The following is a 21,988-nucleotide window of genomic DNA, read 5'->3' as shown; positions in this document are numbered from 1 at the left end:
ATGCGCGCTCTCCGCCCGTTGAACCTTCCGCGCGAGTTATCGGTGCCGGCGCACGCGGCGCCACGTCAATATGGGTTGCGCACGCGCGCGCTCTGGGGGGGCTGGCTGGCGCTCGCGATGGCCATCGCCGCGCACGCGGCGGCCAGCCACGCGTGGCCCGGCATCCAGACCCTGGTGCTGGCGGTGCAGGGGCGGCTGGGGGGCGACGCCTCGCTAGCATGGCTGCTGTTCGCCGACGCATGGTTGCCGCAGATCCGCGCCGGGCTCGCGGCGGGCGCATGTCTGGGGCTGGCCGGGGCATTGCTGCAAACGCTCACGCAAAACCCGCTGGCGTCGGGCGAATTACTCGGTGTGTCGGCCGGCGCACAACTGGGATTGATCGTCGCCCTGCTCGTCCCCGGTCTGGCTGTGATGCCGATGATGCTGGCGGGCGGTATGCTCGCTGCGCTCTTCACGTTCGCGCTGGCAGGAGGGATACGAACGACGCCGCTGCGGCTGACGCTCGCGGGCGCCGCGAATGCGCTTGCCCTTTCGTCGTTATGCATGGTGATGCTGACGCTGTACACGCGAGCGGCCGTGGGCGTGGTGCAATGGAGCACCGGATCGTTGCAGCAATTCGGCAAGCGTGGGGCCGACGAGGCGACCTGGCTGCTGTTGCCGGCCGGACTCGGGCTGTGGGCGCTGCTGCATCCGCTTGGCCTCGCGCGTTTCAGCGAGGCGCAGGCCGCCGCACTCGGGCAACGGGTGGGGGCGGTGCGGGTGGGAGCGATTCTGCTCGCGGCGGCGCTCTCGGCCATTGCCATTGCGCTCGCGGGGCCGGTCGGCTTCGTGGGGCTCGCGGCGCCGAACCTCGTGCGCCTGATGGGGGTGCACCGTCCGGCGTGGCTCATTCTGCTCGCCGCGTTGTGGGGCGCGGCGATGCTCATCGTGACCGATGGCTTGGCGCGCGCGCTGGTGACGTTCGGTGCGCTCCCGGTGGGCGTCATGAGTGCCGTGATTGGCGCACCCGTCCTTCTGCTGTTGCTGCGCTTCGGACTACCGGCGAGTACTGCCGAGATGACTGCGCCAGCGTCGGCTTTCCCGCGATCGCCAAGTCGCCGGCCGATGGTCGTCGCCGTGGCAACGATGGCCGTCGCATTGCTCTCCGTGGCCGGGCTCACGCTGGCGATCGGCGTACTGCCGTGGCCTGCGCCGTGGCATTGGCGGGATGTGTTCGACGCACACACTGCCGCCGGCCAGCTTGTCGATCTGCGCATGCCGCGCAGCCTGATCGCGATGGGCGCCGGGGCGCTGCTCGCGGGAAGCGGGGTGTTGTTACAGGGCGCCTGTCGCAATCCGCTTGCGGGGCCCGAGCTGCTGGGCGTCAATCAGGCGGCAGGGCTGGCCGTGCTCGCGCTGCACCTGGTGTGGCCGGATGCCGCGGCGCGATGGTCGATGCCGGCGGCGTGGGCCGCCAGCGCCGCGGTGCTGGCCGTCGTGCTCGGTGTGAACGCCCGCTGGGGGCTTGCGCCGATGCGCGTGATCCTGACAGGTATGGCCATGGCCGGGGTGCTGGCGGCACTGGCCAATCTGCTGGTATTGCAGTTCCACGTGCATGCGACGCAGGCGCTCGTGTGGCTCGTCGGCAGCAGCTACGGACAGTCGTGGCAGGGCGTGCGAGCGCTGCTGCCGTGGCTCGTCATCTGTTTTCCGCTGGCCGTCCGTGCGGCTCGCTGGCTGGACTTGCTCAGCCTCGGCGACGAAACGGCCGAAGCCCTCGGGGTGCCGGTCGCGCGCGCGCGGTTGGGGTTGCTCGTGCTCGCCGGTGCCATGGCGGCAGCCGCGGTGGCGACGGTAGGTCCCGTTGCGTATGTCGGCCTCATCGTGCCCAACGCGCTGCGCGCACTGCCGCTCGCTGGCACCCGCGCGCGGTTGTTGACGGCCGCGCTGGCGGGCGCGCTGCTGCTGGGGCTGGCGGATTTTTTCGGGCGCACGTTGTTCGCACCGATGGATCTGCCGCTCGGTATCGTGACGGCCGCTGTGGGCACGCCGCTCTTCCTCTGGTTGCTCTCTCGCACTTTTTCGAGGTCGCATGCACATGCCGGCTGATCCTCTCGCCGCGGTGCGCGTCGCTCGGGCGTGCACGCTCATCTCGTCGGGCAGGCGCCTTAGTCTGAAGGCGCTCGCGGCCGCTACAGCGCTCGCCACGGGAACGGTCTCGCTCGGCGCGCATGCACAAGGCTATCGCGGCCTCGTCAACCGGGCGTCGCCCGGGTTGCCGACGAACGCGCGCCGCGTCGTGTCGCTCGAATTTCTGTTCACCGAATCGCTCCTGGCGCTCGACGTGACGCCTCTGGGTGTCGCAGACCCCCGTGCGTATGCGCAATGGGTCAAATATCGGGCCGAGCGATTACGCGCCGACAGTTCGGTGGGCACCCGCGAGCAGCCGAATCTTGAGGCCATTGCCGCGCTGCAGCCCGACCTGATCGTGGCCTACGCGTATCGGCACGCGCGCTTGTTCGACGCCTTGGCGCGCATCGCACCGACCGTCGTCTTCAACGTGCAGCCGATGGCAGGCGAGGGCGATGCGCTCGACCGGATGCTGGCGATCTTCCGCGCGATCGGCGACATGACGGGGCGCTCGGCGGCGGCCGCGCAGATCGCTCGCCAGAGCGAGGCGCGCATTGCCGTCGCGCGCGCGCAGGCGTTGCGCGACGGCTTTCGCGACGCGCCGGTCGCGCTGCTCAACGCGAATGCCGGCGGCGGCAACTTCTGGGCCTACGATAACAAGGACATGATCGGCGCGCTCGTCGGGCATCTTGGCGCGCGCAACGCGTTGGGGTGGCTCGATTCGCGTCAGTCGATGGTCAACCTGTCCCTGGGGGATTTGGCACGCCATCGCGCGTGGTCGCTGATCGTTGTCGATGACGCCGCCGCGCCAGCATATCAATTGCCCGTGTGGCAGGCACTACCCGCCGTACGTGACGGGCGCGTGGCGTTCCTGCCGCCGTCGTGGGGCTTTGGCGGCCCCGTGTCGCTCGACCGGATGACGGGGCGCATGGAGGCCGCCTTTGCGTCGATGGCGCGTGCCATGCGCGCTGCGGCGGAGGCCGGGATTTGAATTTGCCGGGCGCCTCGTCGGCGTGCGGCTTGCTTGTGAGGAGATCGAATCGTGTCAATTGCAACGCCCGCTCATATCGAACCATCTCTCGTGGACACACGGCCGTGGGCCGCCGCGCACGACGCGCTTTATGCGCTGAGCTCGGGCGACGGACGCCGCTATTACGCCTGCGGTCCAGACGACGCCGTCGCGCGTGCGGAGCAAGACCTGACCCTGTGGTGCGATGGCAGGGCCGTCGCCATCTTCCACGTGACCGAACAGGACGCCGCGATGACGTTGCAGGCGCGCACGCGGCACGACGCGGGCCTGCCGGTACAGGCACTGCTGCCGTTGTTGGCGGCGGTTTTCTGCCGGCACAAGGCCTGCGGCCGGGCGACTATCGTGTGGCCCGACGCGTTGGCTGGCAGCGACTTCGCCGCGTGGCGGGTGGCGGCGGTGCGTGACGGCGTGGGCGAGGCGCTCATGGAGACGGAAGGTGCCCGGGGGCTGCATGTCTCGCGTCAAACCTTCTGGCAGCATCCAGCAATGTGGCTGCGGGGCCCGTCGTCGGCAGGCATGGCGCAGCAGTACCGGGTAAGCGATGGCAAACGGCATCCGCTGCGGGCGCCGAAACCGGTGGGGGAGGTGTATCGCCGGCACATCGCCAGGCTTGGGACGAGCTTCAGTCTGCGGTCGATCGACCAGTCGGGCGACCTCGAGCGCTTCCACGAATGGATGAATCTCGACAGCGTGGCGCACTTCTGGGAGCAGACGGGAACGATCGAGGCACATGCCGACTATCTGGCGAAAATGCAGGCCGATCCGCATGCGGTGACGCTGTTCGGCTGCTTCGACGACGAGCCGTTCGCCTATTTCGAGGTGTACTGGGCGAAGGAGGATCGCATTGCGCCGTTTTGCGATGCGGCCGACTACGATCGCGGCTTCCATCTGCTCGTGGGCTCCACGCGGTTTCGCTCGCCGGGACGCACCGAAGCGTGGCTGCGTTCGATCGTGCATTACCTCTTTCTCGACGATCCGCGCACCCAGCGCATAGTGGGAGAGCCGCGCATCGACCATGATCGCTGGATCGCGTACATGCAGGGACAAGGGGCGGCGCGGCTGCGCGAGTTCGATTTTCCGCACAAACGCGCCGTGCTGATCGCCTTTGAGCGCCAGACGATCTTCGAGCAGTACGCGCCGTGGTAGCGTGCCAAGCCATTCGAGCGCCGTGCCCGCGAATGCCGTGGGCACGGCCCGGCGGCTCGCCGCCAATGCGTAGGATGCGCTTCGACCACCAGGGGCGCGACGCGCCTGTTCACCCCGCAGTCGACGCTACATCCCGAACTCGCGCATGCCCTCGAGATCGAGAATCGTCAGCACGCCGTAGTCGACCTTCACCAGCCCGGCCTGTTCCAGTACCTTGAGCGCGAGATTGACGCGCTGTCGCGACACGCCAGCGAGATAGCTCAACTCTTCCTGCGAGATCTGCACCGTGGGGTCATCGGACGGATACAGGTTCGGGTTGAACATTGACGACAGGGAACGGGCGACGCGTGCATCCGTGTCGAGCAGCCGCTCGTGCTCGACGGCCGCAATAAACTGGCCGAGACGCTCGTTGAGCTGTAGCGTGAGAAAGCGATTGAACGGAATGCTCGTATCGAGCAACCAGTTGAATGTGGCAATCGGCATGTGAGCGAGTACGGAATCCCTTAGCGCCATCACGTCGTACTTGCGATTCTCGCGCTTGAGCACCGACCCTTCCCCGAACCACGCGCCTGCCGGCACGCCCGTGAACGTGACGGATTTCCCGCTGGCAGACGCCGTCGCAATCTTCACAAGCCCCTCGATGACGCCGAACCACGCCTGCGAGGGATCCCCCTTGCGACACACATAGCCACCGTTCTCGACCGGCCGAACCTGAATTTCCGCCGCCACGCGTTCGCGTTGCGATGGCGTCAATCCTTGCGCCCATACGCTGCGCTGCAACAGGGTTTCGAGCGACATATAGGGACTTTCCCTTGATTGTCATCCGGGTGACAAATCCGTCGTGATCCATGAGGTATCTTCGCCTTGCCTGACAACGGCGAGACAAGCTTTCACGGTGATTCTTACACGACGCCGAAGTCCAAGTATAGAAGCTGCCTGTTGCCAGGGATAGTCGTCGCCGTTCCATCGTGCAGACGATCGCAAGCCATCACGAATGACGCAGCGCCACCCAAAAGAACGTCGTTAAGAGACGTTGCTAGCGGTAGAGAGCGTGCCACACGCACGCGCGCCGACCGAGCCACGCCACACCTCCTCGACAACCGTCGAATCGTGGCGAGACACAGGAGACAGGCATGCAGGAGCGCACCACCTTTCCGCGTTTGTTGCTGGCGCATGCGGCGACGCGCGGCGCCAGCACGGCGTATCGGGAAAAAGATCTGGGGATATGGCAATGCTGGACCTGGCAGGAAGCCGCGCATGAAGTCCGGATGCTGGCATGTGCGTTGGCCGCTGCCGGATTCAAACGAGGCGACAACCTCGCCATCGTCGGCAATAATCGCGTGCGCCTGTACTGGGCGATGACGGCGGCGCAAGCCCTTGGCGGCGTGGCCGTGCCGCTGTATCAGGACGCCGTGGCGGCGGAAATGGTTCACGTGCTGGAAGACGCCGAAATCGATTTCGCCATCGTCGAAGATCAGGAGCAGGTCGACAAACTGCTGGCGTTGCGCACAACGGTGGCGCGCCTGTCGAACATCGTCTACGAGGACTCGCGCGGCCTGCGAAGCTATGACGCCGCGGGGCTGCAGTCGTACGCGTCGGTCATCGAGCGAGGGCGCGAATTTGACGCCAGGCATCCGCGCTACTTCGACGACGCCGTGGCCAGTGGCGATCCCGACGACACGGCTACGATCCTGTATACCTCCGGCACCACCGGCAAGCCCAAGGGCGTTTGCCATTCGCATGCCGGCCTGATTGGCGCGGCCGCTCACGGCAGCGCGTTCGACAAGCTCGGCCCGGGCGACGAGGTGTTGTCGTACCTGCCGATGGCTTGGGTCGGCGACCATTTGTTTTCTTACGCGCAGGCACTGGTAGCGGGTTTTACCGTCAACTGCCCGGAGTCACCCGACACGATCGCCACGGACATGCGCGAGATCGGTCCCACCTATTACTTTGCGCCGCCGCGCGTGTACGAGAATGTGCTGACGCAAGTGATGATCCGCATGGAGGACGCGAATCGCCTCAAGCGCAAGATGTTCGCGCATTTCATGGACGTGGCGAACCGGTGCGGCGCGGCAGTGCTCGACCGGCGTCCGGTGTCGTGGCTCGACCGGCTGCAGTACGCGCTCGGGAACCTTTGCGTGTACGGTCCGCTGCGCAATACGCTCGGCATGAGCCGGATTCGCACGGCATACACCGCTGGCGAGGCCATCGGCCCGGATCTGTTCCGCTTCTATCGCGCGATTGGTATCAATCTGAAGCAGTTCTACGGGCAGACGGAGACGTGCGCGTACGTCTGCCTGCAACCCGATCGCGAGGTTCGATTCGACAGCGTGGGGCCGGTCGCGCCCGGGATGGAAATCAAGATCGCCGACAACGGGGAAGTGCTGGTGCGCGGGGTGGGATTGCTCAAGGCGTACTACAAGCGGCCGGATGCCACGCGCGAAGCCATCGACGAGGCAGGCTATTTCCGCACGGGCGACGCCGGCATCATCGATGCCGACGGTCATCTGCGCATCATCGACCGCGCCACGGACGTCGGAAAACTCGCCTCTGGGTCGCTGTTCGCGCCGAAGTACATCGAAAACAAGCTCAAGTTCTTCTCGTACATCAAGGAAGCAGTGGCCTTCGGCGACGGACGTGACAGCGTGTGCGCCTTCATCAATATCGACATGGATGCCGTGGGCAATTGGGCGGAGCGGCAGAACCTTTCCTATGCGGGGTACATCGATCTCGCCACGCACGCGCGCGTCGCCGAATTGATTCTGGGCTGCGTGGATTCCGTGAATGCCGATCTGGCCAGGGAGCGTGCATTCGAGGCGGCTCAGATTCAGCGCTTCGTGATCCTGCACAAGGAGCTGGACCCTGACGACGACGAACTGACGCGAACGCGCAAGGTGCGCCGCGCGTTCATTGCGCAGAAGTACGCGGTGTTGGTCGACGCGTTCTATTCGGGCAAGCAGACACAGTTCATCGAAACGCGCCTGAAGTTCGAGGACGGGCGCGAGGGCAGTGTGAGTGCCACGCTCGAGATACACCCGGCGCGCGTGATCGGAGCGCGCGCCCCGGCCGACGACCCCGCGCCTGTGACGCTGCGCTGCGCTGCCTGACATCGGCAACGGCAAAAATCCTAGGCATCACCCCAGGCAACCGGCAGGAGAAGGCATGAGCGACAACCGAAGCACCGCAGACGTCCTCCTCGATTTGCAGCACATCAGCCTGACGTTCGGTGGCGTGAAGGCGTTGACGGATATCTCATTCGACGTTCGGGAACATGAGATCCGCGCCATCATCGGCCCGAATGGAGCGGGCAAGAGTTCGATGCTCAACGTGATCAATGGTGTGTATCACCCGCAGCAGGGGGCCATCGTCTTCCGCGGCCAGTTGAGACAGCGTATGCATCCGACATCGGCAGCGCGTCAGGGCGTGGCGCGCACGTTCCAGAACATTGCGTTGTTCAAGGGCATGACGGTGCTCGATAACATCATGACGGGCCGCAACACCCGGATGCGCTCGGGCCTGCTCGCCAGTGCGATCTGGTGGGGGCGTGCGCGCCAGGAGGAAATGGCGAATCGCGCCAAGGTCGAGGAGATCATCGACTTCCTCGAAATTCAGCACATCCGCAAGACGCCTGTCGGACGACTGCCTTACGGCCTGCAGAAGCGCGTCGAGCTGGCGCGTGCGTTGGCCGCCGAGCCGACGCTGCTGTTGCTCGACGAGCCGATGGCGGGCATGAATCTTGAGGAAAAGCGCGACATGTGCCGCTTCATCCTGGAAGTCAACGAAGAGTTCGGCACGACGATTGTGTTGATCGAACACGACATGGGCGTTGTGATGGATATCTCCGACCGGGTCGTGGTGCTCGATTACGGCAAGAAGATCGGTGACGGCACGCCCGCCGAAGTCAGAGCGGACCCGGAAGTCATTCGGGCCTATCTGGGCGAGACGCATGGGATGCCTGCTGCCGCATGACGGGTAGGCGGTTGACGAAGGCCGGCGACGCATTGGCCACTGGGAGACATCAATGCAGTTCTTTCTGGAAATCCTGATCGGCGGGTTGCTCTCGGGGGTGATGTATTCGCTCGTCGCACTCGGCTTCGTGTTGATCTTCAAGGCATCGGGTGTATTCAACTTCGCGCAGGGTGCGATGGTGTATTTCGCGGCATTGTCGGTGGTCGGCCTGATGGAACGGGGCTTGCCGTTGTGGCTGGCGGCCATCGGCGCCTTTGGCGTCATGGTGTTGGTGGGCGCGGCGACGGAGCGCTTCGTGTTGCGAAAGCTGGTGAATCAGTCGCCCATCACCTTGTTCATGGCAACGATCGGGCTCTCGTTCTTTCTTGAAGGGCTCGCGCCGCTATTGTGGGGCAATGAGGTGCGACCGCTCTCGTTGGGCATCGTCGATGAACCCATCGCGTCGATCATGGACGCGACCGGGATACTCGTGAGCCGTTTCGATCTGGCGGCGGCAGGCATTGCCGCCGTGCTGGTGGCGCTGCTCGCGTTGTTCTTCAGGGCAACCAGTATCGGCCGGGCACTGCGCGCCGTGGCCGACGATCATCAGGCGGCGCTCTCGCTGGGTATTCCGCTGCAACGTATCTGGGTGGTGGTGTGGGGCGTCTCCGGGTTCGTGGCGTTGGTGGCCGGCATGCTCTGGGGATCGCGCAACGGTGTCCAGTTCGCGCTGACGATGACGGCGCTCAAAGCGCTGCCCGTACTGATTCTCGGCGGTTTCACGTCGATCCCGGGGGCGATTGTCGGGGGACTGATCATCGGCGCGGCAGAAAAACTCGCGGAGATCTACGTCCCGCAACTGCTGGAAAGTCAGTTCGGCGGGAATTTCGGGGGCATCGAGGGCTGGTTCCCGTATGTCTTCGCGCTGCTGTTCCTGTTGGTTCGCCCCGAAGGCTTGTTCGGCGAGCGGCATATCGATCGGGTCTGAGATCGACGATCTTCTACGCGACACGATCGCACAAGCATTTCTCGCAGAGGCCAACCATGTTCTATCGCGAAGCTGGGCAGTTCAAGACATCTTACGAAGCCGACAGCCAGATTTTCCCGATCCGGCAGGACCGGTTTGCCGTGTGTGCCGTGCTCGCCATCGCGTTCGGTGTGCTGCCGTGGATCGCCTCCGAATATTGGCTCACGGCAATTCTCGTGCCGTTTCTCGTGTTCTCGCTCGCCGCCTTGGGGCTCAACCTCCTCACGGGCTATGCCGGGCAGTTGTCGCTTGGGACGGCGGCGTTCATGGCGATCGGCGCGTACGGCGCGTACAACTTCCAGTTGCGCATCGAGGGCATGCCGATTCTCGCCTCGTTCGCGCTGGGCGGCGTTTGTGCCGCGCTCGTGGGCGTGGCGTTCGGTCTGCCGTCGCTGCGCATCAAGGGCTTCTACCTGGCCGTCGCCACGCTGGCCGCGCAGTTCTTCGTGCTCTGGGTACTGACGAAGTTTGCATGGCTCTCGAACCACAGTTCTTCCGGGGTCATCACGGCGCAGAAGATTTCGATGCTCGGTGTCGACGTCGACACGCCGGTGCGCAAATACCTGTTCGTGCTTGGTGTCGTCACGCTGATGGCGCTCGTGGCGAAGAACCTGGTGCGCTCGCACATCGGTCGCGCCTGGATGGCGGTGCGCGACATGGATGTCGCTGCCGAGGTGATCGGCATTCCGCTGATGCGCGTCAAACTGCTCGCCTTCGCGGTCAGTTCCTTCTATTGCGGTGTGGCCGGCGCGCTATATGCCTACTGTTACCTCGGTTCCGTGGAGCCGGACGGCTTTTCGCTCGATCTGTCCTTTCGTATTCTGTTCATGATCATCATCGGTGGCGTCGGGAGCATTCTCGGCAGCTTCCTGGGCGCGGCATTCATCCTGCTGCTGCCGATCCTGCTCGATAGCGCGTTGCCCGCGATCGCCACGTTCCTGCATTTACCGTTCACCAACGCCACCGTCTCGCACATCCAGTTGATGGTGTTCGGCGGTCTCATCATTTTCTTCCTGATTACCGAACCGCACGGGCTGGCGCGGCTTTGGCAGATTACCAAGGAGAAGCTGCGCATCTGGCCCTTCCCGCATTGAGGTTCGACACGGCGTGCACGAAACGTTGTGCACTGCCGGAGCAATTTTTGCGATAGATAAAACCACAGACGGAGACACAACATGAACACGAAACAGTTGACGGCATCGTTGGGCATGGCACTCGTGCTCGGCATGGGTGCCACCGGGGCCGCGTTCGCACAGTCGAACGATCAGTTCATCGCGCTCGCCGACTATCGCGTCGGCCCGTATGGTGCCAACGGACAGTCGTTCTACGGTGGTTTTATCGACTATCTGCAATACGTGAATCTCAAGAACGGCGGCGTGAACGGCGTCAAGCTGACATGGGAGGAGTGCGAGACCGAGTACAACAATGCCAAGGGCGTGGAGTGCTATGAGCGCCTCAAGGGCAAGAACCCGGTCACCAAGGGCACGGCGTACCACGTGATGGCGACGGGCATCTCGTACGCACTGATCGACAAGACGGCGACCGACCAGGTGCCGCTGGTGATGATGGGCTATGGCCGTACCGATGCGGTGGACGGCTCGGTGTTCCCGTGGGCGTTCCCGCTGGTCACGACGTACCAGATGCAAGCGTCGGCCATTATCAAGTTCCTGGCCGACAAGAACCATGGCTCGCTGGACGGGAAGAAGATCGTCTACCTGTATCACGACTCGGCGTATGGCAAGGAGCCGATTGTCGCCCTGCAGGCCGAATCGAAGATCCACAAGTTCAACCTGATCGAGATTCCGGTCGCGCATCCGGGCAACGAGCAGGGCGCGCAATGGCTGCGAATCCGGCAGGAGAACCCGGACTACGTTGTGTTCTGGGGCTGGGGTGTGATGAACCAGACGGCGCTCAAGGCGGCGCAGAAGGTCGGCTATCCACGTGACAGGATCGTCGGTAGCTGGTGGGCCGGTTCAGAGGAAGACACGATTCCGGCTGGCCCGGCCGCCAAGGGATACATGAGCGCCACCTGGAACGTCGCGGGCAAGCAGGTGCCGCTGATCGCCGACATCGAGAAGGTGGTGTATGGCGCGGGCAAGGGCAATCTGCAAAATTCGGCGAAGATCGGCTCCGTGCTCTACAACCGCGGCGTTTCCGCAGCGGTTGCCACGGTCGAGGCGCTCAATACCGCCCAGAGCAAGTTCGGCAAGGGCAAGGTCATGACGCCGGTGCAGGTGCGTTGGGCGCTCGAGAACCTGAATATCGACGCGGCTCGCCTGAAGGCCCTGGGCGCCACGGGGCTGCTGCCCGACATCAAGACGAGTTGCGAGGATCACGAGGGCTCCGGCAAGGTGCGCATCCAGCAATGGGATGGGGCCAAGTGGGTGATGGTGTCCGACTGGATCGAGGGCAACCGACGTCTGATTCACCCGTTGTTTGAAGCGTCGGCCAAGCAGTATGCGAAAGAAAAGGGGATGACACCCGCCTGCTACAAGATGTGATCGACGCCGTCGTCCGCCCGGCGTAGCACGGTGCGGACGGCGGCCGACGACCCACGGCCGCATCGATCCTGGAGTCATGCATGGAAGCGAGTTTGAGCGTCAACAATATCGAAGTCATCTACGACCACGTCATTCTTGTGCTCAAGGGCGTGTCGCTGACGGTGCCCGAAGGCAGGATCGTTGCGTTGCTCGGGGCCAATGGGGCCGGCAAGAGTACAACGCTCAAGGCGATTTCGAACCTGCTGCAGGCCGAGCGCGGCGAGGTGACGAAAGGCACGATCGACTATCGCGGCGAGCGCGTCGAGAAGCTCACCCCGAACGGTCTCGTCAAGCGGGGCGTGATCCAGGTGATGGAGGGGCGGCATTGCTTCGCGCACCTGACCATTGAAGAGAACCTGCTGACGGGGGGCTACGTACGCCACGCGTCGCGTAGCGCACAACAACACGCGCTGGAACGCATCTACGCCTATTTTCCGCGGCTGAAGACACGACGCAAATCGCAGGCCGGCTACACCTCGGGGGGCGAGCAGCAGATGTGTGCGATCGGCCGCGCGATGATGGCGCAGCCGTCGATGGTGCTGCTCGATGAGCCGTCGATGGGGCTTGCACCGCAGATCGTCGATGAAATCTTTGCGATCGTGCGCGACTTGAATCAGCGCGAAAACGTTAGCTTTCTGCTGGCGGAACAGAACACGATGGTGGCGCTGCGTTATGCGGACTACGGCTACATCCTGGAAAACGGGCGTGTGGTGATGGACGGAGACGCGGCATCCCTGCGCGATAACGAGGACGTCAAGGAGTTCTACCTGGGGATTGCCAAGGATGGGGACAACAGCGCGGGGAGCTTCCGCAACGTCAAGAGCTATCGACGGCGCAAGCGCTGGATTGCTTGAGCATTTGAGCGCTTGCGTGCCTGAATGACTGGCTGACCGTTAATTCTCAACGTATTTCCGTCACTATGAACGATTACTTCGACACGTTGGAAACCCGTGCGCCGGAGGTTCGCGAGAAGGCCTTGCTGGCCGCGTTGCCGACGCACGTGTCGCATGCGCAAACGCGTGCGCCGTATTTTGCGCAGGTGCTCGCGGAGGTCGATGCGAAGGATATCGGCTCGCGTGATGCGCTGGCCAGTCTGCCCGTGACGCGCAAGTCGGATCTGTCTGCGTATCAGGTGCGCCACCCGCCGCTGGGGGGGATGAACGTGACACCCCTCGGAGGGTTGGCGCACGTGTACCAGTCGCCCGGCCCGATCTACGAGCCGGACGGACGCGGCAGCGACTGGTGGCGCTTTGCACGGGCCATGTTTGCGGCGGGCCTGCGCCCGGGCGATCTGGTCTACAACACGTACTCGTATCACTTCACGCCAGCCGGGATGATGATCGAGACGGGCGCTGCCCGGCTCGGATGCTGCGTGTTTCCGGCCGGCGTCGGCCAGACCGAGATGCAGCTCGACGCAATTCGTCATCTGCGGCCCGTGGCGTATGCCGGGACGCCGTCGTTTCTGAAGATTCTGATCGAGAAGAGCGAAGCGGCGCGGGCGGATATCGGCTGCATCCGTCGGGCAACGCTTTCGGGCGAGGCATTGCCGCCATCGTTACGCGATTGGTTCAAGGCGCGCGGCATTACGGCGCGGCAGCTGTACGGCACGGCCGATCTGGGCCTGATCGCGTTCGAGAGCGACGCACAGGCGGGGTTGATCGTCGACGAGAACGTGCTGGTCGAACTGGTGGAGCCGGGGGGGACGAAACCGGTGCCACTTGGCGAGATCGGCGAGGTCGTGGTGACGAACTTCAACCCGGACTATCCACTGATTCGCTTTGCGACGGGGGACTTGTCGGCGGTGGAGGCGGGGATCAGTCCTTGCGGGCGCACCAATATGCGGCTCAGAGGCTGGCTCGGACGCGCCGACCAGACAGTCAAGGTGCGCGGGATGTTCGTCCATCCCGGGCAGATCGGCGAGATCGGCAAGCGCTATCCCGAGTTGGTTCGGCTGCGTCTGCGTGTCGAGGGGCGGGTTGGCGATGACCGGATGCGGCTGATTTGCGAGACGAACGCAACACCGCCCGAGGGGCTCGCCGCGCGCGTGCAGGAGACGTTGAGGGAAGTGACGCGACTGCGTGGCGAGGTCGATTTTGTCGCTGCGGGGGCACTACCGACAGACGGGAGGCTGGTGGAGGACGCGCGGGCTTACGATTGATGCCAGGTCAGCATTTCACGGGCACGGAGATCGATTGCTGACACCCGGACGCCGGCCTGCCGATAACTCAGGAAATCCGCTGTTACGGCAGGCCAGTCTGGTCACATCAAATCTTCGAAAGCGACGTCGCTGCCGGTGTGCCGCCGGCTTGACGCTCCATCGCCCGCCCGTGCTTCGTGCCAGCGAGCAGAATCCCCAAAGCCGCCAGCATGGCCGGAATCGCGAGAATCATGAACAGCCCGCCGTTGCTCCAGCCAGCCGCGAGCAGAATCGCCCCGCCGAATGAACCCGCCACCGCACCGATCCGGCCGATGCCGAGCGCCCATGCCACACCGGTCGCCCGATTGGATGTCGGGTAGTACGCGGAAGCAATCACGTTCGCGCAGACCTGCGACCCGCTCACGCAGAATCCCGTCACGAAGATGCCCAGGGCGAGCCACAGCGCGCCGTCCGCGAAAGCCAGCGAGGCCAACGCGAGCGCCCCCATCACATAGGTTGCAGCGACCACCTTGTAGGGATGGAACCGGTCGATCAGCACACCGAGCACAATGGCCCCCAGCACGCCGCCGCCCTGCAACAGGCCCGCGAACATCGATGCCTGCTTCAGCGTCAATCCGCTGCGCTGGGCCAGAATCGGCAGCCAGTTGATGAGCAGGTACAACAACAGCAAACTCATGAAGAACGCCAGCCAGAGCAGCAGCGTGCCACGCCGGTAGTCGCGATGGAACAGTTGTGCCACGGGCGAAGACGGCAGGCGATCGTCGACGGCGGTGTACTGCTGACCGACAACGACACGTCCTGGCGCGACGCGTGCCAGAATCGCCGCAATCTGCGTTTGCGTGCCGCCCCGGATGGCGAGGAAGCGCACCGATTCCGGCAACGTGAACCCGAGCACCGGTACCAGCGCCAGCGGTAGCAGGCCGCCAAGGGCAAGCAGGCCGCGCCAGCCGACACCCGCCACGAGATAGGCCGTGACGACTCCGCCCAACGCCGAACCCAGCGAGAAGCCGCAGAACATCAGCGTAAGCAAGGTGCCGCGGCGCCGCTCGGGACTGAACTCCGACGTCAGCGTGATCGCGTTGGGCATGGCACCGCCCAAACCGAGCCCGGTCAGAAAGCGAAGCGCGATCAGCCACTCGACATTCGGTGCGAACGCAGCCCCCGCGCTTGTCGCGCCGAACCATGCGACGGACAGGATCAAGACACGGCGGCGACCGATACGGTCCGCCATCGGCCCGCTACAGAATGCGCCTACCATCAGCCCGAGCAATCCGGCGCTGAACAGGGGGCCGAGCGAGACCATCGATAATTGCCATTCGGCGCGGATGTGAGGGGCGATGAAGCCGATGATCGCGATGTCGAAGCCATCCAGTGCCACGATCAGGAAGCACAACACGCTGATCATGATCTGGAAGCGCGACACCGGGGTCGCGTTGATGAAGTCCCGTACGTCGACTGACGTGTGCCGGGTGTCGTGCTTGTCCATGAAAGTGTCTCCTGTCCGGATGTGGCGTTGTCGCCTTTTATAGGGATGGTCGTTAGGGCTATGCGGCATGTCCGCGCAACGACGTGGCGGCACTGGCCTCCACTTGTGCGATGAATGCCGGATCTCGTTCGCGCAGGTCGTCGTGCGTGACGCGGCCCGTGCGGAGCATGTAGTCGTAGGCGAAGCTCACGGGGTCGAGGGGCATCCGCTGGTCGACGGATTCGTACCAGTCGAGGCTCCGTCGCGCCGCGTCCTGGAAGCGGTCCGAGGCACTTCGGCGGCTTTGCTCGAACGATGCGAACGCGGCGGGAATGTCCTGCCGATGGGCAGATAACGCTTCGGACAGGGCGATCGCGTCCTGCATGGCCATGCGCGTGCCCGATCCCAATGAGAAGTGCACACTGCGCAGGGCATCGCCAAGCAGCACTACCTTGCCGTGCGACCAGCGCGCATTGCTCACCACCCGCGCCTGAAACCAGTTGGATCGGTTGGTCAGCAGCGCATGATCTTGCAGGTCGTCGGCGAATACTTGCTCACAGAACACGCGGCTCTCGTCCTCGGTTGCCGTATCGAGGCCGCAACGCTGCCACGTTTCGGGATCGACTTCCACGAGGAACGTGGAGCGATCGGGGCTGTATTGATACGCATGGGCCATGAATACGCCGTGCGGCGTCTGGCGGAAGATCAGCGACACCGGGTGGAACCGTTGCGACGTGCCGTACCAGGCGAACTTGTTGCGTCGCTCGTCGAAGCTCGGCATGAAGTGTTCTGCCATGTGTGTGCGCACTTCGCTGTTCACGCCGTCCGCGGCGACGATGACGTCGGCATGCGGCAACTGGGCCGGATCGGTGATGTGGCTCCGGTAGCGAACGTCGACGCCGGCGTCGACGCACGCCTGCTGCAACACACGCAGCATGTCGATTCGGGAGGTGCGCGAGAAATGGTTGTTGCTCAGGCGAACCGGCACACCCTGATGGACGATTTCCATGTAATCGCAGCGCGTATGGTGCGCCGTGAACTTGCGAAAGAACGCGTCGTCCGCCTCCTGCAGGAAAGCGAGGGCGATGTCGGAGAAGACGACGCCCCAACCGTAGGTGGCATCGGCGGCGTTGCGCTCGTGGACGACGATCTCATCTTGTGGGTGGCGCTGCTTCATCAACAGCGAAAAGTACAGGCCAGCAGGCCCGCCACCGATGACGGCGATTCTCATGATGGGCTCCTTGATCTTGGACTGGCGAGAAAGTCAGGCAATGCGGGTCAGTGGCTGCGCGCTCGGCGCGGCCAGCAATGCGCCGGCCTCTGGCACCACCGGGGCCAGGCCGAGGTGATCGAGCATCTGGCGCACTGTGCTCACGGCGGTCGACGTCACGGGCAGGCCGAGTCGGTCCTGCGCGATCTGGATCGCAGGCAGCGACGGCATCTGCACGCAGGCGGACAGCACCACGACATCGGCATTGGCCGTATTGAGGCGCTTGACGTCGTCGAGCAACTGCATGGGATCGCGGCGTCCGACCTCGAGGTTGTCGGGAATTTCGAACGACAGGGCGTCGAGCACTTCGATCCCCTCATGCTCGATGTACTCGACCACGGCTTGCGTCAGCGGCTTCATGTATGGGGCCATCAGCGCGATCTTTCGCGCGCCCAGCGTCTTCAGTCCCGCAACGAGTGCACCGGCCGACGTCATGACGGCGGCGTCGCAATGGTTCTCGCGCGCGACACGGCGCAGGTCCTCCTCGACCTGACGGTGGTAGCCCGGCCCCATCGCCATGATGGCGACGAGGCAGGCGGTGCTCATGACATCCACGCGTGCATCGGCGAGCTCGGCGGCACAGCGCAGTCCCTCGGCGTTCATGGCCTCGAGTTCCTCCTTCACCACGCGATGCATGCGCATGCGGCTTGAGTGAAACGTGAAGCGCTCGGGCAGGATTGGTTCACGCGAGCGCAGCATGGCGGGAATCTCGGTCTCCATCGTGGTGTTGGAGCTGGGCACGATCTGACCGATACGGAATGGGGGGCGTGTCATGGTGTGATTTCTCCGGCGAGTGAGGGGGCTGCGGCGTGTTCGCAACGGGCGCGATATTGTTCGAGCGCCGCGCGAAGCACCGGCGGCATCTCGATCGACTCGCGCGCGCCGCGCTGGATGCAGATCGGCGTGAGTCGTGCACTGAAGGCGATGTCGTCGTCGGCTTTGCGCGCGCTCATCAGCAAGGTGAAGGTTCGGGTGCGGATCTCGGCGACTTCCACGGTGACGTCGAAGACATCGTCAGGCCAGAGCGAGCGGCGGAAGTCGAATTCCAGCGCACGGGTGGGAGTGCCGAATCCGTGACGGTTCTTGACGGCCTGAGGTGTGCCGCCAAAGAGCGATCCGTAGAACAGCTCCGCGACGCAGATGACATAGTCGGAAAAGGTCGCCGTGTAGACGACGCCAGCCGGGTCGCACTCGCCCCATCGCACCTGACGACGCACCACGAAGGGCCGATCGCTCACCACGTATTCGGTGCTGATCATGCGTTCTCCTTTGGGGGCAGGGCTGTGCCGGAAGCGGTGGCCTCCGCCGCGAGGCGAGCGGCGATGGCAGTCCGCAGCGAGGCCTTGTCGACCTTGCCGACACGCGTCACGGGAAATTCGTCGACCGTCTCGATGCGCTCCGGGCACTTGAACTTCGCCAATCCGTGACCGGCGAGAAACTCGGCGAGCTCGGTGACGGACGGCGCGAGATGCCCGGGACGCAGGATGAGATAGACGCAACCGCGTTCGCCGTAGACGGGATCAGGCATGGCGACCAGCTTGGCGTCGGCGACGGCCGGATGATGACTGACGAAGGCCTCGACTTCCTCGCAGCCGATCTTTTCGCCGCCGCGATTGATGTTGTCGCGCAAACGCCCTTCGAAGGCGAAGCAGCGTACGCCGTCGATGATCTTTTCCGTCACCATGTCGCCGGTGCGCACGAAGCCGTCCGGTGTCAGCGTCTGCGCCGTCGCTTCGGGGGCCTTGTAATAGCCGCGCAAGCTCGACGGTCCACGGAAGCAAAGCTCACCGGCGCTGCCTTCGTGGGCGGGCGTATCCGTGCCCGGAAACAGCACGCGAATGTCGTCGTCCGCGCACCCCGACAGGCCTTGCGTGTGGTGACGCAGCGCGACTGGCAGATGGGCGCCGGCGCCCATGAGCAGCCCTTCGGTCGTGCCATAGAGGTTGAAGCATGGCACGCCGAGGTGGGCTTCCAGTGAGTCGGCGCGGCTCATCGTGCCGAAGAGTTGCAGCGACGACAGATCGTGTTTGCCGACGTCCTTGTACGCGATCATTTGGGGCGCGACGGGCCCGATGGAGAGGCCGTGCGTGACACGATGCTTCTCGATCAGCGTCAGCATGCGGGCGATGTCCACGCGCGGCATGAGCACCGTCGTCATGCCGGTCGCCACGGTTGAGGCGAGAACATAGAGCTGGCCGGCGTTATGCATCAATGGCAGCGACCAGATCATGCGGCTGTGTTCGGTCATGCCGATGTGGCGCATCCATGTGAGCGAGTGACCGATGTACTCCGCATGAAAGCGCGGGATGATCTTCGGCACGCCGGTCGTCCCCCCCGAGAGCTGGAAGCTCAGCACGTCTTCGCTGCCGATGCGGATGTCGGCCAGCACCGCGCGTGCGCGATCAAGTGACATGGCGTCGATCAATGTGTTGATCGCATGGCTGTCGGTGTCGTGGCCATGTGAGCCACGCGCCACGAGCAGATGCTCGAGCGACGCGTGCCGGGCCATCATCTGTCGGGCGAACCCGACGAGATCGAAGGCTGAGAAATCGGCTTGCACGAAGTAGCCGCGCGCTTCCGATTGCGAGACCAACTGGCCGATTTCCACTTCGCGGTATTGCGGTACGGCGCATACCGGCACGATGCCAGCCTTGTACGCCCCCATCAGCGCGATGACCGTGTCTACCGTTGTGCCCATCTGGAAGATGGCACGGTCGCCCGGGCGCAGGCCCAGTTCGATGAGGGCTGCGCCAAGCCGCTCACTGCGCGCGTCGAGTTCGGCGAAGTTCAGCGCGGCCTCGTCGCTGAGGTAGGCGGGACGCTCCGGCACGCGTGCAGCCGTCGCTCGCAGGGCGTCGCCGAGGGTGGTGTCCACCCAGGCGTTCGAGTCGAAATAGCGTTGCGCCAGGTCGGGCGGGCAGTACGTCACGCCGTCGATACGCTGATAGATACCGCTCATGTTGTCTCCTGCACGTTCCTGTCGCGACGTTATGCGCGCGGGGCGATCCGCACGATGTCGCGTTCGTAGCTTTCGATACGGCCGTTGAGGCCGCCGGTGAACAATCCGTACCAGACGGCGGGTTTGAGGCCCAGGGCGCGTCGCTCGAAGACAATCGCCACATCGCTGGAAATCACGGTGTAGTCACCGATGGCCTCGACGCGGCACGACGGTAATCGGCGTGCCGCGTCGGTCAGGGCCGCGAACTCGGGCACGTTGAGGACGAAGATCTGCAACGGTTGGCGACTCATGACCGACGCTCCCCATGCAGACGTTGGCCGAGGTGCTGCGCCTTGCGTTGCCACACGGTGTCGATACAGGCGAACGGCGCGCCGCCTGCCCGGGCCTCATCTTCGATTTCCATCGCGGCCTCGAGGGTGGCCAACGCGTCGCGGGCATCGATGCCTTCGAGCGCGCGCAGCTTCCGGGTGATCTCGATGAAGTAGCCGTTCGGATCGCGAAAGTAGATCGACTCAATGACCTCGTGCGCGGTCTCGGACGAGACCTCCACGCCTCGCGCTTCGAGCCGCATCTTCCATGCCCGTAGCGCTTCCGGGCTGTCGACCAGCCATGCGGTGTGCGTGGCGTCGAAGACGTGGTCGTCGGGCAACGGTGCGCGGCCCGGGCGCTGGGCGAGAGACGCCGGTTCCTCGCTGCCGAGGTAGTAGAAGAACGCGATCGTGCTGCCGTGACCGCTATCGAAGAAGAAGTGGAGGAAGTCGGGGTGTGTTGCAGGTCCCCAGCCACGCGCGGAGATCGTATGGATCAGCGGCAGGCCGAGAATGTCGCGATAAAACTCGACCGTCTGCCGCAGTCGCCAAGTCGGCCGCGCCGTGTGATCCACGCCATGTAGCTGCAGGGCGAGATCGGCTGCGGGAATGTCGTTCAACTTCATGTCGGGTCTCCCGGCGTTCGATAGTTCAAATGGGGGCGTGGCGTGTCATTGGGGGGAAAGTCTCACGCAGCCAGTCCTGTAACAGGCGGCCGGCGACGTAGCGTCCCGCGACTTCGCCATCGGCCAAGGCACGGCCGTGGTGGTCGCCGCGTACGCGTCGGTGAGACTTTTGGCGTGTGCCGAGGCTGGCGTAGATGTCCGCGATGACGCTGGGAAAGCACGCTTGATCGCCCGTGTATTCGATGAGCAGCGTGGGTTGCACGATGGCCGGCGCGGTTTTCGACAGCAAGGCGTTCGAGGACAGCCCTGACCACGTCGAGAGCCAAGCCTCAGGGGAACAGACGCGGCCGAAGCCGGCCGAGCCGTAGTTCGAAGTGAACGGATCGCTCCCCCATAGGGAGCCAAAACGGCGGTCGGACGGATCCAGCGTCAGGTCAAAGCAGCGCAGGTCGGCATCGGTTCGCCAGACGGTCATCAACGGCGTGTGTGCTGCCATGCGACGAAGACGTGCATCGGTGTGGTCTGCGTCACGTTTGCGCCGCTCGCGCGCCCCTTGACGCGCCGCAATCAGGTCTCGTGCGATCGTGTCGAGACGCGCGACACGGGCGGTTTGCGCAGCCCGGTAGCGGGTCACGAAGTCGGCATGGTAGCGGGGCGTGCCGGCGTCTACGCCGGGCTGCGGTTGGACGAAACCATTGGCCGGATCAAACGGATCGAGCGTCGGGTCGACCGACAACGCATCGCGTTCATCGGTCACCGACGGATCGATGCAGGTCTGCAGCAGTGCGCCTTGCCCGGGGTGGGGCGCGACGAAAACCATGCCGTCGATAGCGGGCATGTCGAGCGCCTCGAGCTTCGTCGGCCGTCCACCGGGCGTGCGCTCGATGCGCGCTTCCGGGGCCAGACCGGATTGCTGCGCATAGAGGGCGTAGAGACCGCTACCGCCTGAGTTGCCCAGCAAGATGATGCGCTTAAACCCCGATTCGCGCAGAAACCGCATGCCGGCGGCGACGTCATGGAGCGCGAATTCATGTTCGAGTCGCATGTCGTTGCCGACGGCGCGCGGCGCCTGTGTCCATGCCGCATAGCCTGCTTCCACGATGTCCGGGATCAGGTAGTGACACGCCATGAATTCGCGTGGATGCATGATGCACACCACGGTATCGGGCGAACCTGCGGTGTAGAGCGCACCGCTCGTGGCCGCGCCGTCCGCGGTGCGAAGGACGACATTGCGTGTCGTCGTTCCCAATGGCAGGTCCCGCGGATTCCAGTCTGTATTGAGAAACCCCGCCGTCGCCCCCTGGGCTTCGCCACGGCTTTGCTGCTGTTGACTCATCGCCACACCTCCTTTTTTTACATACTAGTCCATTATTTTACGAATGAGTAAACAATTTCGATGAAA

At 64.3% G+C, this 21,988-nt stretch carries 17 protein-coding genes and 1 pseudogene; 10 read left to right on the top strand and 8 right to left on the bottom strand.

All coding sequences use genetic code 11. The features are described from left to right. From PTE31013_RS11160 to PTE31013_RS11150, 3 genes are read left to right on the top strand one after another with little or no spacing between them, the layout of a single operon-like run. Positions 1–2,088: an iron ABC transporter permease gene (locus PTE31013_RS11160; RefSeq protein WP_150612864.1), complete on the top strand. Its 2,088-nt coding sequence runs from the start codon at positions 1–3 to the stop codon at positions 2,086–2,088. Next, positions 2,078–3,100 carry an ABC transporter substrate-binding protein gene (locus PTE31013_RS11155; protein ID WP_174978518.1) on the top strand — a complete coding sequence of 341 codons (1,023 nt, stop codon included), beginning with the start codon at positions 2,078–2,080 and terminating at the stop codon, positions 3,098–3,100. The genes PTE31013_RS11160 and PTE31013_RS11155 overlap by 11 nt, the downstream gene beginning before the upstream one ends. A 51-nt stretch (positions 3,101–3,151) precedes the next feature. Next, positions 3,152–4,285 carry a GNAT family N-acetyltransferase gene (locus PTE31013_RS11150; protein ID WP_217426225.1) on the top strand — a complete coding sequence of 378 codons (1,134 nt, stop codon included), beginning with the start codon at positions 3,152–3,154 and terminating at the stop codon, positions 4,283–4,285. A gap of 126 nt (positions 4,286–4,411) precedes the next feature. Here PTE31013_RS11150 and panV read toward each other — a convergent pair whose 3' ends face one another. Continuing rightward, complete coding sequence (gene panV, locus PTE31013_RS11145) at positions 4,412–5,083, bottom strand: pandorabactin biosynthesis transcriptional regulator PanV (protein ID WP_150612862.1); 672 nt, start codon at positions 5,081–5,083, stop codon at positions 4,412–4,414. A 335-nt stretch (positions 5,084–5,418) separates the two neighbouring features. Between panV and PTE31013_RS11140 the strand changes: the two genes are divergently transcribed. The 7 genes from PTE31013_RS11140 to PTE31013_RS11110 all read left to right on the top strand — a co-directional run bounded on the left by PTE31013_RS11140 (position 5,419) and on the right by PTE31013_RS11110 (position 13,958). After that, positions 5,419–7,392: an AMP-dependent synthetase/ligase gene (locus PTE31013_RS11140; protein ID WP_150612861.1), complete on the top strand. Its 1,974-nt coding sequence runs from the start codon at positions 5,419–5,421 to the stop codon at positions 7,390–7,392. Positions 7,393–7,447: 55 nt separating this feature from the next. Continuing rightward, positions 7,448–8,254 carry an ABC transporter ATP-binding protein gene (locus PTE31013_RS11135; protein WP_150612860.1) on the top strand — a complete coding sequence of 269 codons (807 nt, stop codon included), beginning with the start codon at positions 7,448–7,450 and terminating at the stop codon, positions 8,252–8,254. Positions 8,255–8,306: 52 nt separating this feature from the next. Continuing rightward, positions 8,307–9,221, top strand: a complete 915-nt coding sequence (locus tag PTE31013_RS11130) for a branched-chain amino acid ABC transporter permease (RefSeq protein WP_150612859.1) — start codon at positions 8,307–8,309, stop codon at positions 9,219–9,221. 56 nt (positions 9,222–9,277) lie between these two features. Further along, positions 9,278–10,354 carry a branched-chain amino acid ABC transporter permease gene (locus tag PTE31013_RS11125; RefSeq protein WP_150612858.1) on the top strand — a complete coding sequence of 359 codons (1,077 nt, stop codon included), beginning with the start codon at positions 9,278–9,280 and terminating at the stop codon, positions 10,352–10,354. Positions 10,355–10,468: 114 nt separating this feature from the next. Further along, a complete protein-coding gene (locus PTE31013_RS11120; RefSeq protein ID WP_246174316.1) occupies positions 10,469–11,761 on the top strand; it encodes an ABC transporter substrate-binding protein in 1,293 nt (430 codons plus the stop codon). Positions 11,762–11,841: 80 nt separating this feature from the next. Next, on the top strand, positions 11,842–12,654 hold the full coding sequence (locus PTE31013_RS11115) for an ABC transporter ATP-binding protein (RefSeq protein ID WP_150612856.1): 813 nt from the start codon (positions 11,842–11,844) through the stop codon (positions 12,652–12,654). Between the two features lie 65 nt (positions 12,655–12,719). After that, positions 12,720–13,958 carry a phenylacetate--CoA ligase family protein gene (locus PTE31013_RS11110; RefSeq protein WP_150612855.1) on the top strand — a complete coding sequence of 413 codons (1,239 nt, stop codon included), beginning with the start codon at positions 12,720–12,722 and terminating at the stop codon, positions 13,956–13,958. A gap of 106 nt (positions 13,959–14,064) precedes the next feature. Here PTE31013_RS11110 and PTE31013_RS11105 read toward each other — a convergent pair whose 3' ends face one another. The 7 genes and pseudogenes from PTE31013_RS11105 to PTE31013_RS11075 all read right to left on the bottom strand — a co-directional run bounded on the left by PTE31013_RS11105 (position 14,065) and on the right by PTE31013_RS11075 (position 21,922). Then, the gene (locus PTE31013_RS11105; RefSeq protein WP_150612854.1) at positions 14,065–15,444 is read right to left on the bottom strand and encodes an MFS transporter; all 1,380 of its coding nucleotides are present in this window, start codon (positions 15,442–15,444) and stop codon (positions 14,065–14,067) included. Positions 15,445–15,502: 58 nt separating this feature from the next. Next, positions 15,503–16,654: an FAD-dependent monooxygenase gene (locus tag PTE31013_RS11100; protein WP_150612853.1), complete on the bottom strand. Its 1,152-nt coding sequence runs from the start codon at positions 16,652–16,654 to the stop codon at positions 15,503–15,505. A gap of 33 nt (positions 16,655–16,687) precedes the next feature. After that, the gene (locus tag PTE31013_RS11095) at positions 16,688–17,467 is read right to left on the bottom strand and encodes a maleate cis-trans isomerase family protein (RefSeq protein ID WP_150612852.1); all 780 of its coding nucleotides are present in this window, start codon (positions 17,465–17,467) and stop codon (positions 16,688–16,690) included. Continuing rightward, positions 17,464–17,952 carry an acyl-CoA thioesterase gene (locus PTE31013_RS11090; RefSeq protein ID WP_150612851.1) on the bottom strand — a complete coding sequence of 163 codons (489 nt, stop codon included), beginning with the start codon at positions 17,950–17,952 and terminating at the stop codon, positions 17,464–17,466. The genes PTE31013_RS11095 and PTE31013_RS11090 overlap by 4 nt, the downstream gene beginning before the upstream one ends. Then, a complete protein-coding gene (locus tag PTE31013_RS11085; RefSeq protein WP_150612850.1) occupies positions 17,949–19,652 on the bottom strand; it encodes an AMP-binding protein in 1,704 nt (567 codons plus the stop codon). Before PTE31013_RS11085 ends, PTE31013_RS11090 begins: the two co-directional genes overlap by 4 nt. Positions 19,653–19,681: 29 nt before the next feature. Beyond that, positions 19,682–20,586: pseudogene (locus PTE31013_RS11080) on the bottom strand (VOC family protein). A 25-nt stretch (positions 20,587–20,611) separates the two neighbouring features. Beyond that, positions 20,612–21,922: an alpha/beta fold hydrolase gene (locus tag PTE31013_RS11075; protein ID WP_150612849.1), complete on the bottom strand. Its 1,311-nt coding sequence runs from the start codon at positions 21,920–21,922 to the stop codon at positions 20,612–20,614. Between the last annotated feature and the right edge of the window lie 66 nt (positions 21,923–21,988).

The sequence above is a fragment of the Pandoraea terrigena genome, from assembly GCF_902459705.1.
Taxonomy (GTDB): domain Bacteria; phylum Pseudomonadota; class Gammaproteobacteria; order Burkholderiales; family Burkholderiaceae; genus Pandoraea; species Pandoraea terrigena.
This window is presented reverse-complemented; position numbering and strand designations above follow the sequence as displayed.

What these genes read in the sequence shown, in the direction of transcription:
- PTE31013_RS11085 (WP_150612850.1), bottom strand. Translation starts at nt 19,652, where the DNA reads ATGAGCGGTATCTATCAGCGTATCGACGGCGTGACGTACTGCCCGCCC.
- panV (WP_150612862.1), bottom strand. Translation starts at nt 5,083, where the DNA reads ATGTCGCTCGAAACCCTGTTGCAGCGCAGCGTATGGGCGCAAGGATTG.
- PTE31013_RS11090 (WP_150612851.1), bottom strand. Translation starts at nt 17,952, where the DNA reads ATGATCAGCACCGAATACGTGGTGAGCGATCGGCCCTTCGTGGTGCGT.
- PTE31013_RS11135 (WP_150612860.1), top strand. Translation starts at nt 7,448, where the DNA reads ATGAGCGACAACCGAAGCACCGCAGACGTCCTCCTCGATTTGCAGCAC.
- PTE31013_RS11075 (WP_150612849.1), bottom strand. Translation starts at nt 21,922, where the DNA reads ATGAGTCAACAGCAGCAAAGCCGTGGCGAAGCCCAGGGGGCGACGGCG.
- PTE31013_RS11095 (WP_150612852.1), bottom strand. Translation starts at nt 17,467, where the DNA reads ATGACACGCCCCCCATTCCGTATCGGTCAGATCGTGCCCAGCTCCAAC.
- PTE31013_RS11115 (WP_150612856.1), top strand. Translation starts at nt 11,842, where the DNA reads ATGGAAGCGAGTTTGAGCGTCAACAATATCGAAGTCATCTACGACCAC.
- PTE31013_RS11105 (WP_150612854.1), bottom strand. Translation starts at nt 15,444, where the DNA reads ATGGACAAGCACGACACCCGGCACACGTCAGTCGACGTACGGGACTTC.
- PTE31013_RS11140 (WP_150612861.1), top strand. Translation starts at nt 5,419, where the DNA reads ATGCAGGAGCGCACCACCTTTCCGCGTTTGTTGCTGGCGCATGCGGCG.
- PTE31013_RS11120 (WP_246174316.1), top strand. Translation starts at nt 10,469, where the DNA reads ATGGCACTCGTGCTCGGCATGGGTGCCACCGGGGCCGCGTTCGCACAG.
- PTE31013_RS11125 (WP_150612858.1), top strand. Translation starts at nt 9,278, where the DNA reads ATGTTCTATCGCGAAGCTGGGCAGTTCAAGACATCTTACGAAGCCGAC.
- PTE31013_RS11130 (WP_150612859.1), top strand. Translation starts at nt 8,307, where the DNA reads ATGCAGTTCTTTCTGGAAATCCTGATCGGCGGGTTGCTCTCGGGGGTG.
- PTE31013_RS11100 (WP_150612853.1), bottom strand. Translation starts at nt 16,654, where the DNA reads ATGAGAATCGCCGTCATCGGTGGCGGGCCTGCTGGCCTGTACTTTTCG.
- PTE31013_RS11155 (WP_174978518.1), top strand. Translation starts at nt 2,078, where the DNA reads ATGCCGGCTGATCCTCTCGCCGCGGTGCGCGTCGCTCGGGCGTGCACG.
- PTE31013_RS11160 (WP_150612864.1), top strand. Translation starts at nt 1, where the DNA reads ATGCGCGCTCTCCGCCCGTTGAACCTTCCGCGCGAGTTATCGGTGCCG.
- PTE31013_RS11110 (WP_150612855.1), top strand. Translation starts at nt 12,720, where the DNA reads ATGAACGATTACTTCGACACGTTGGAAACCCGTGCGCCGGAGGTTCGC.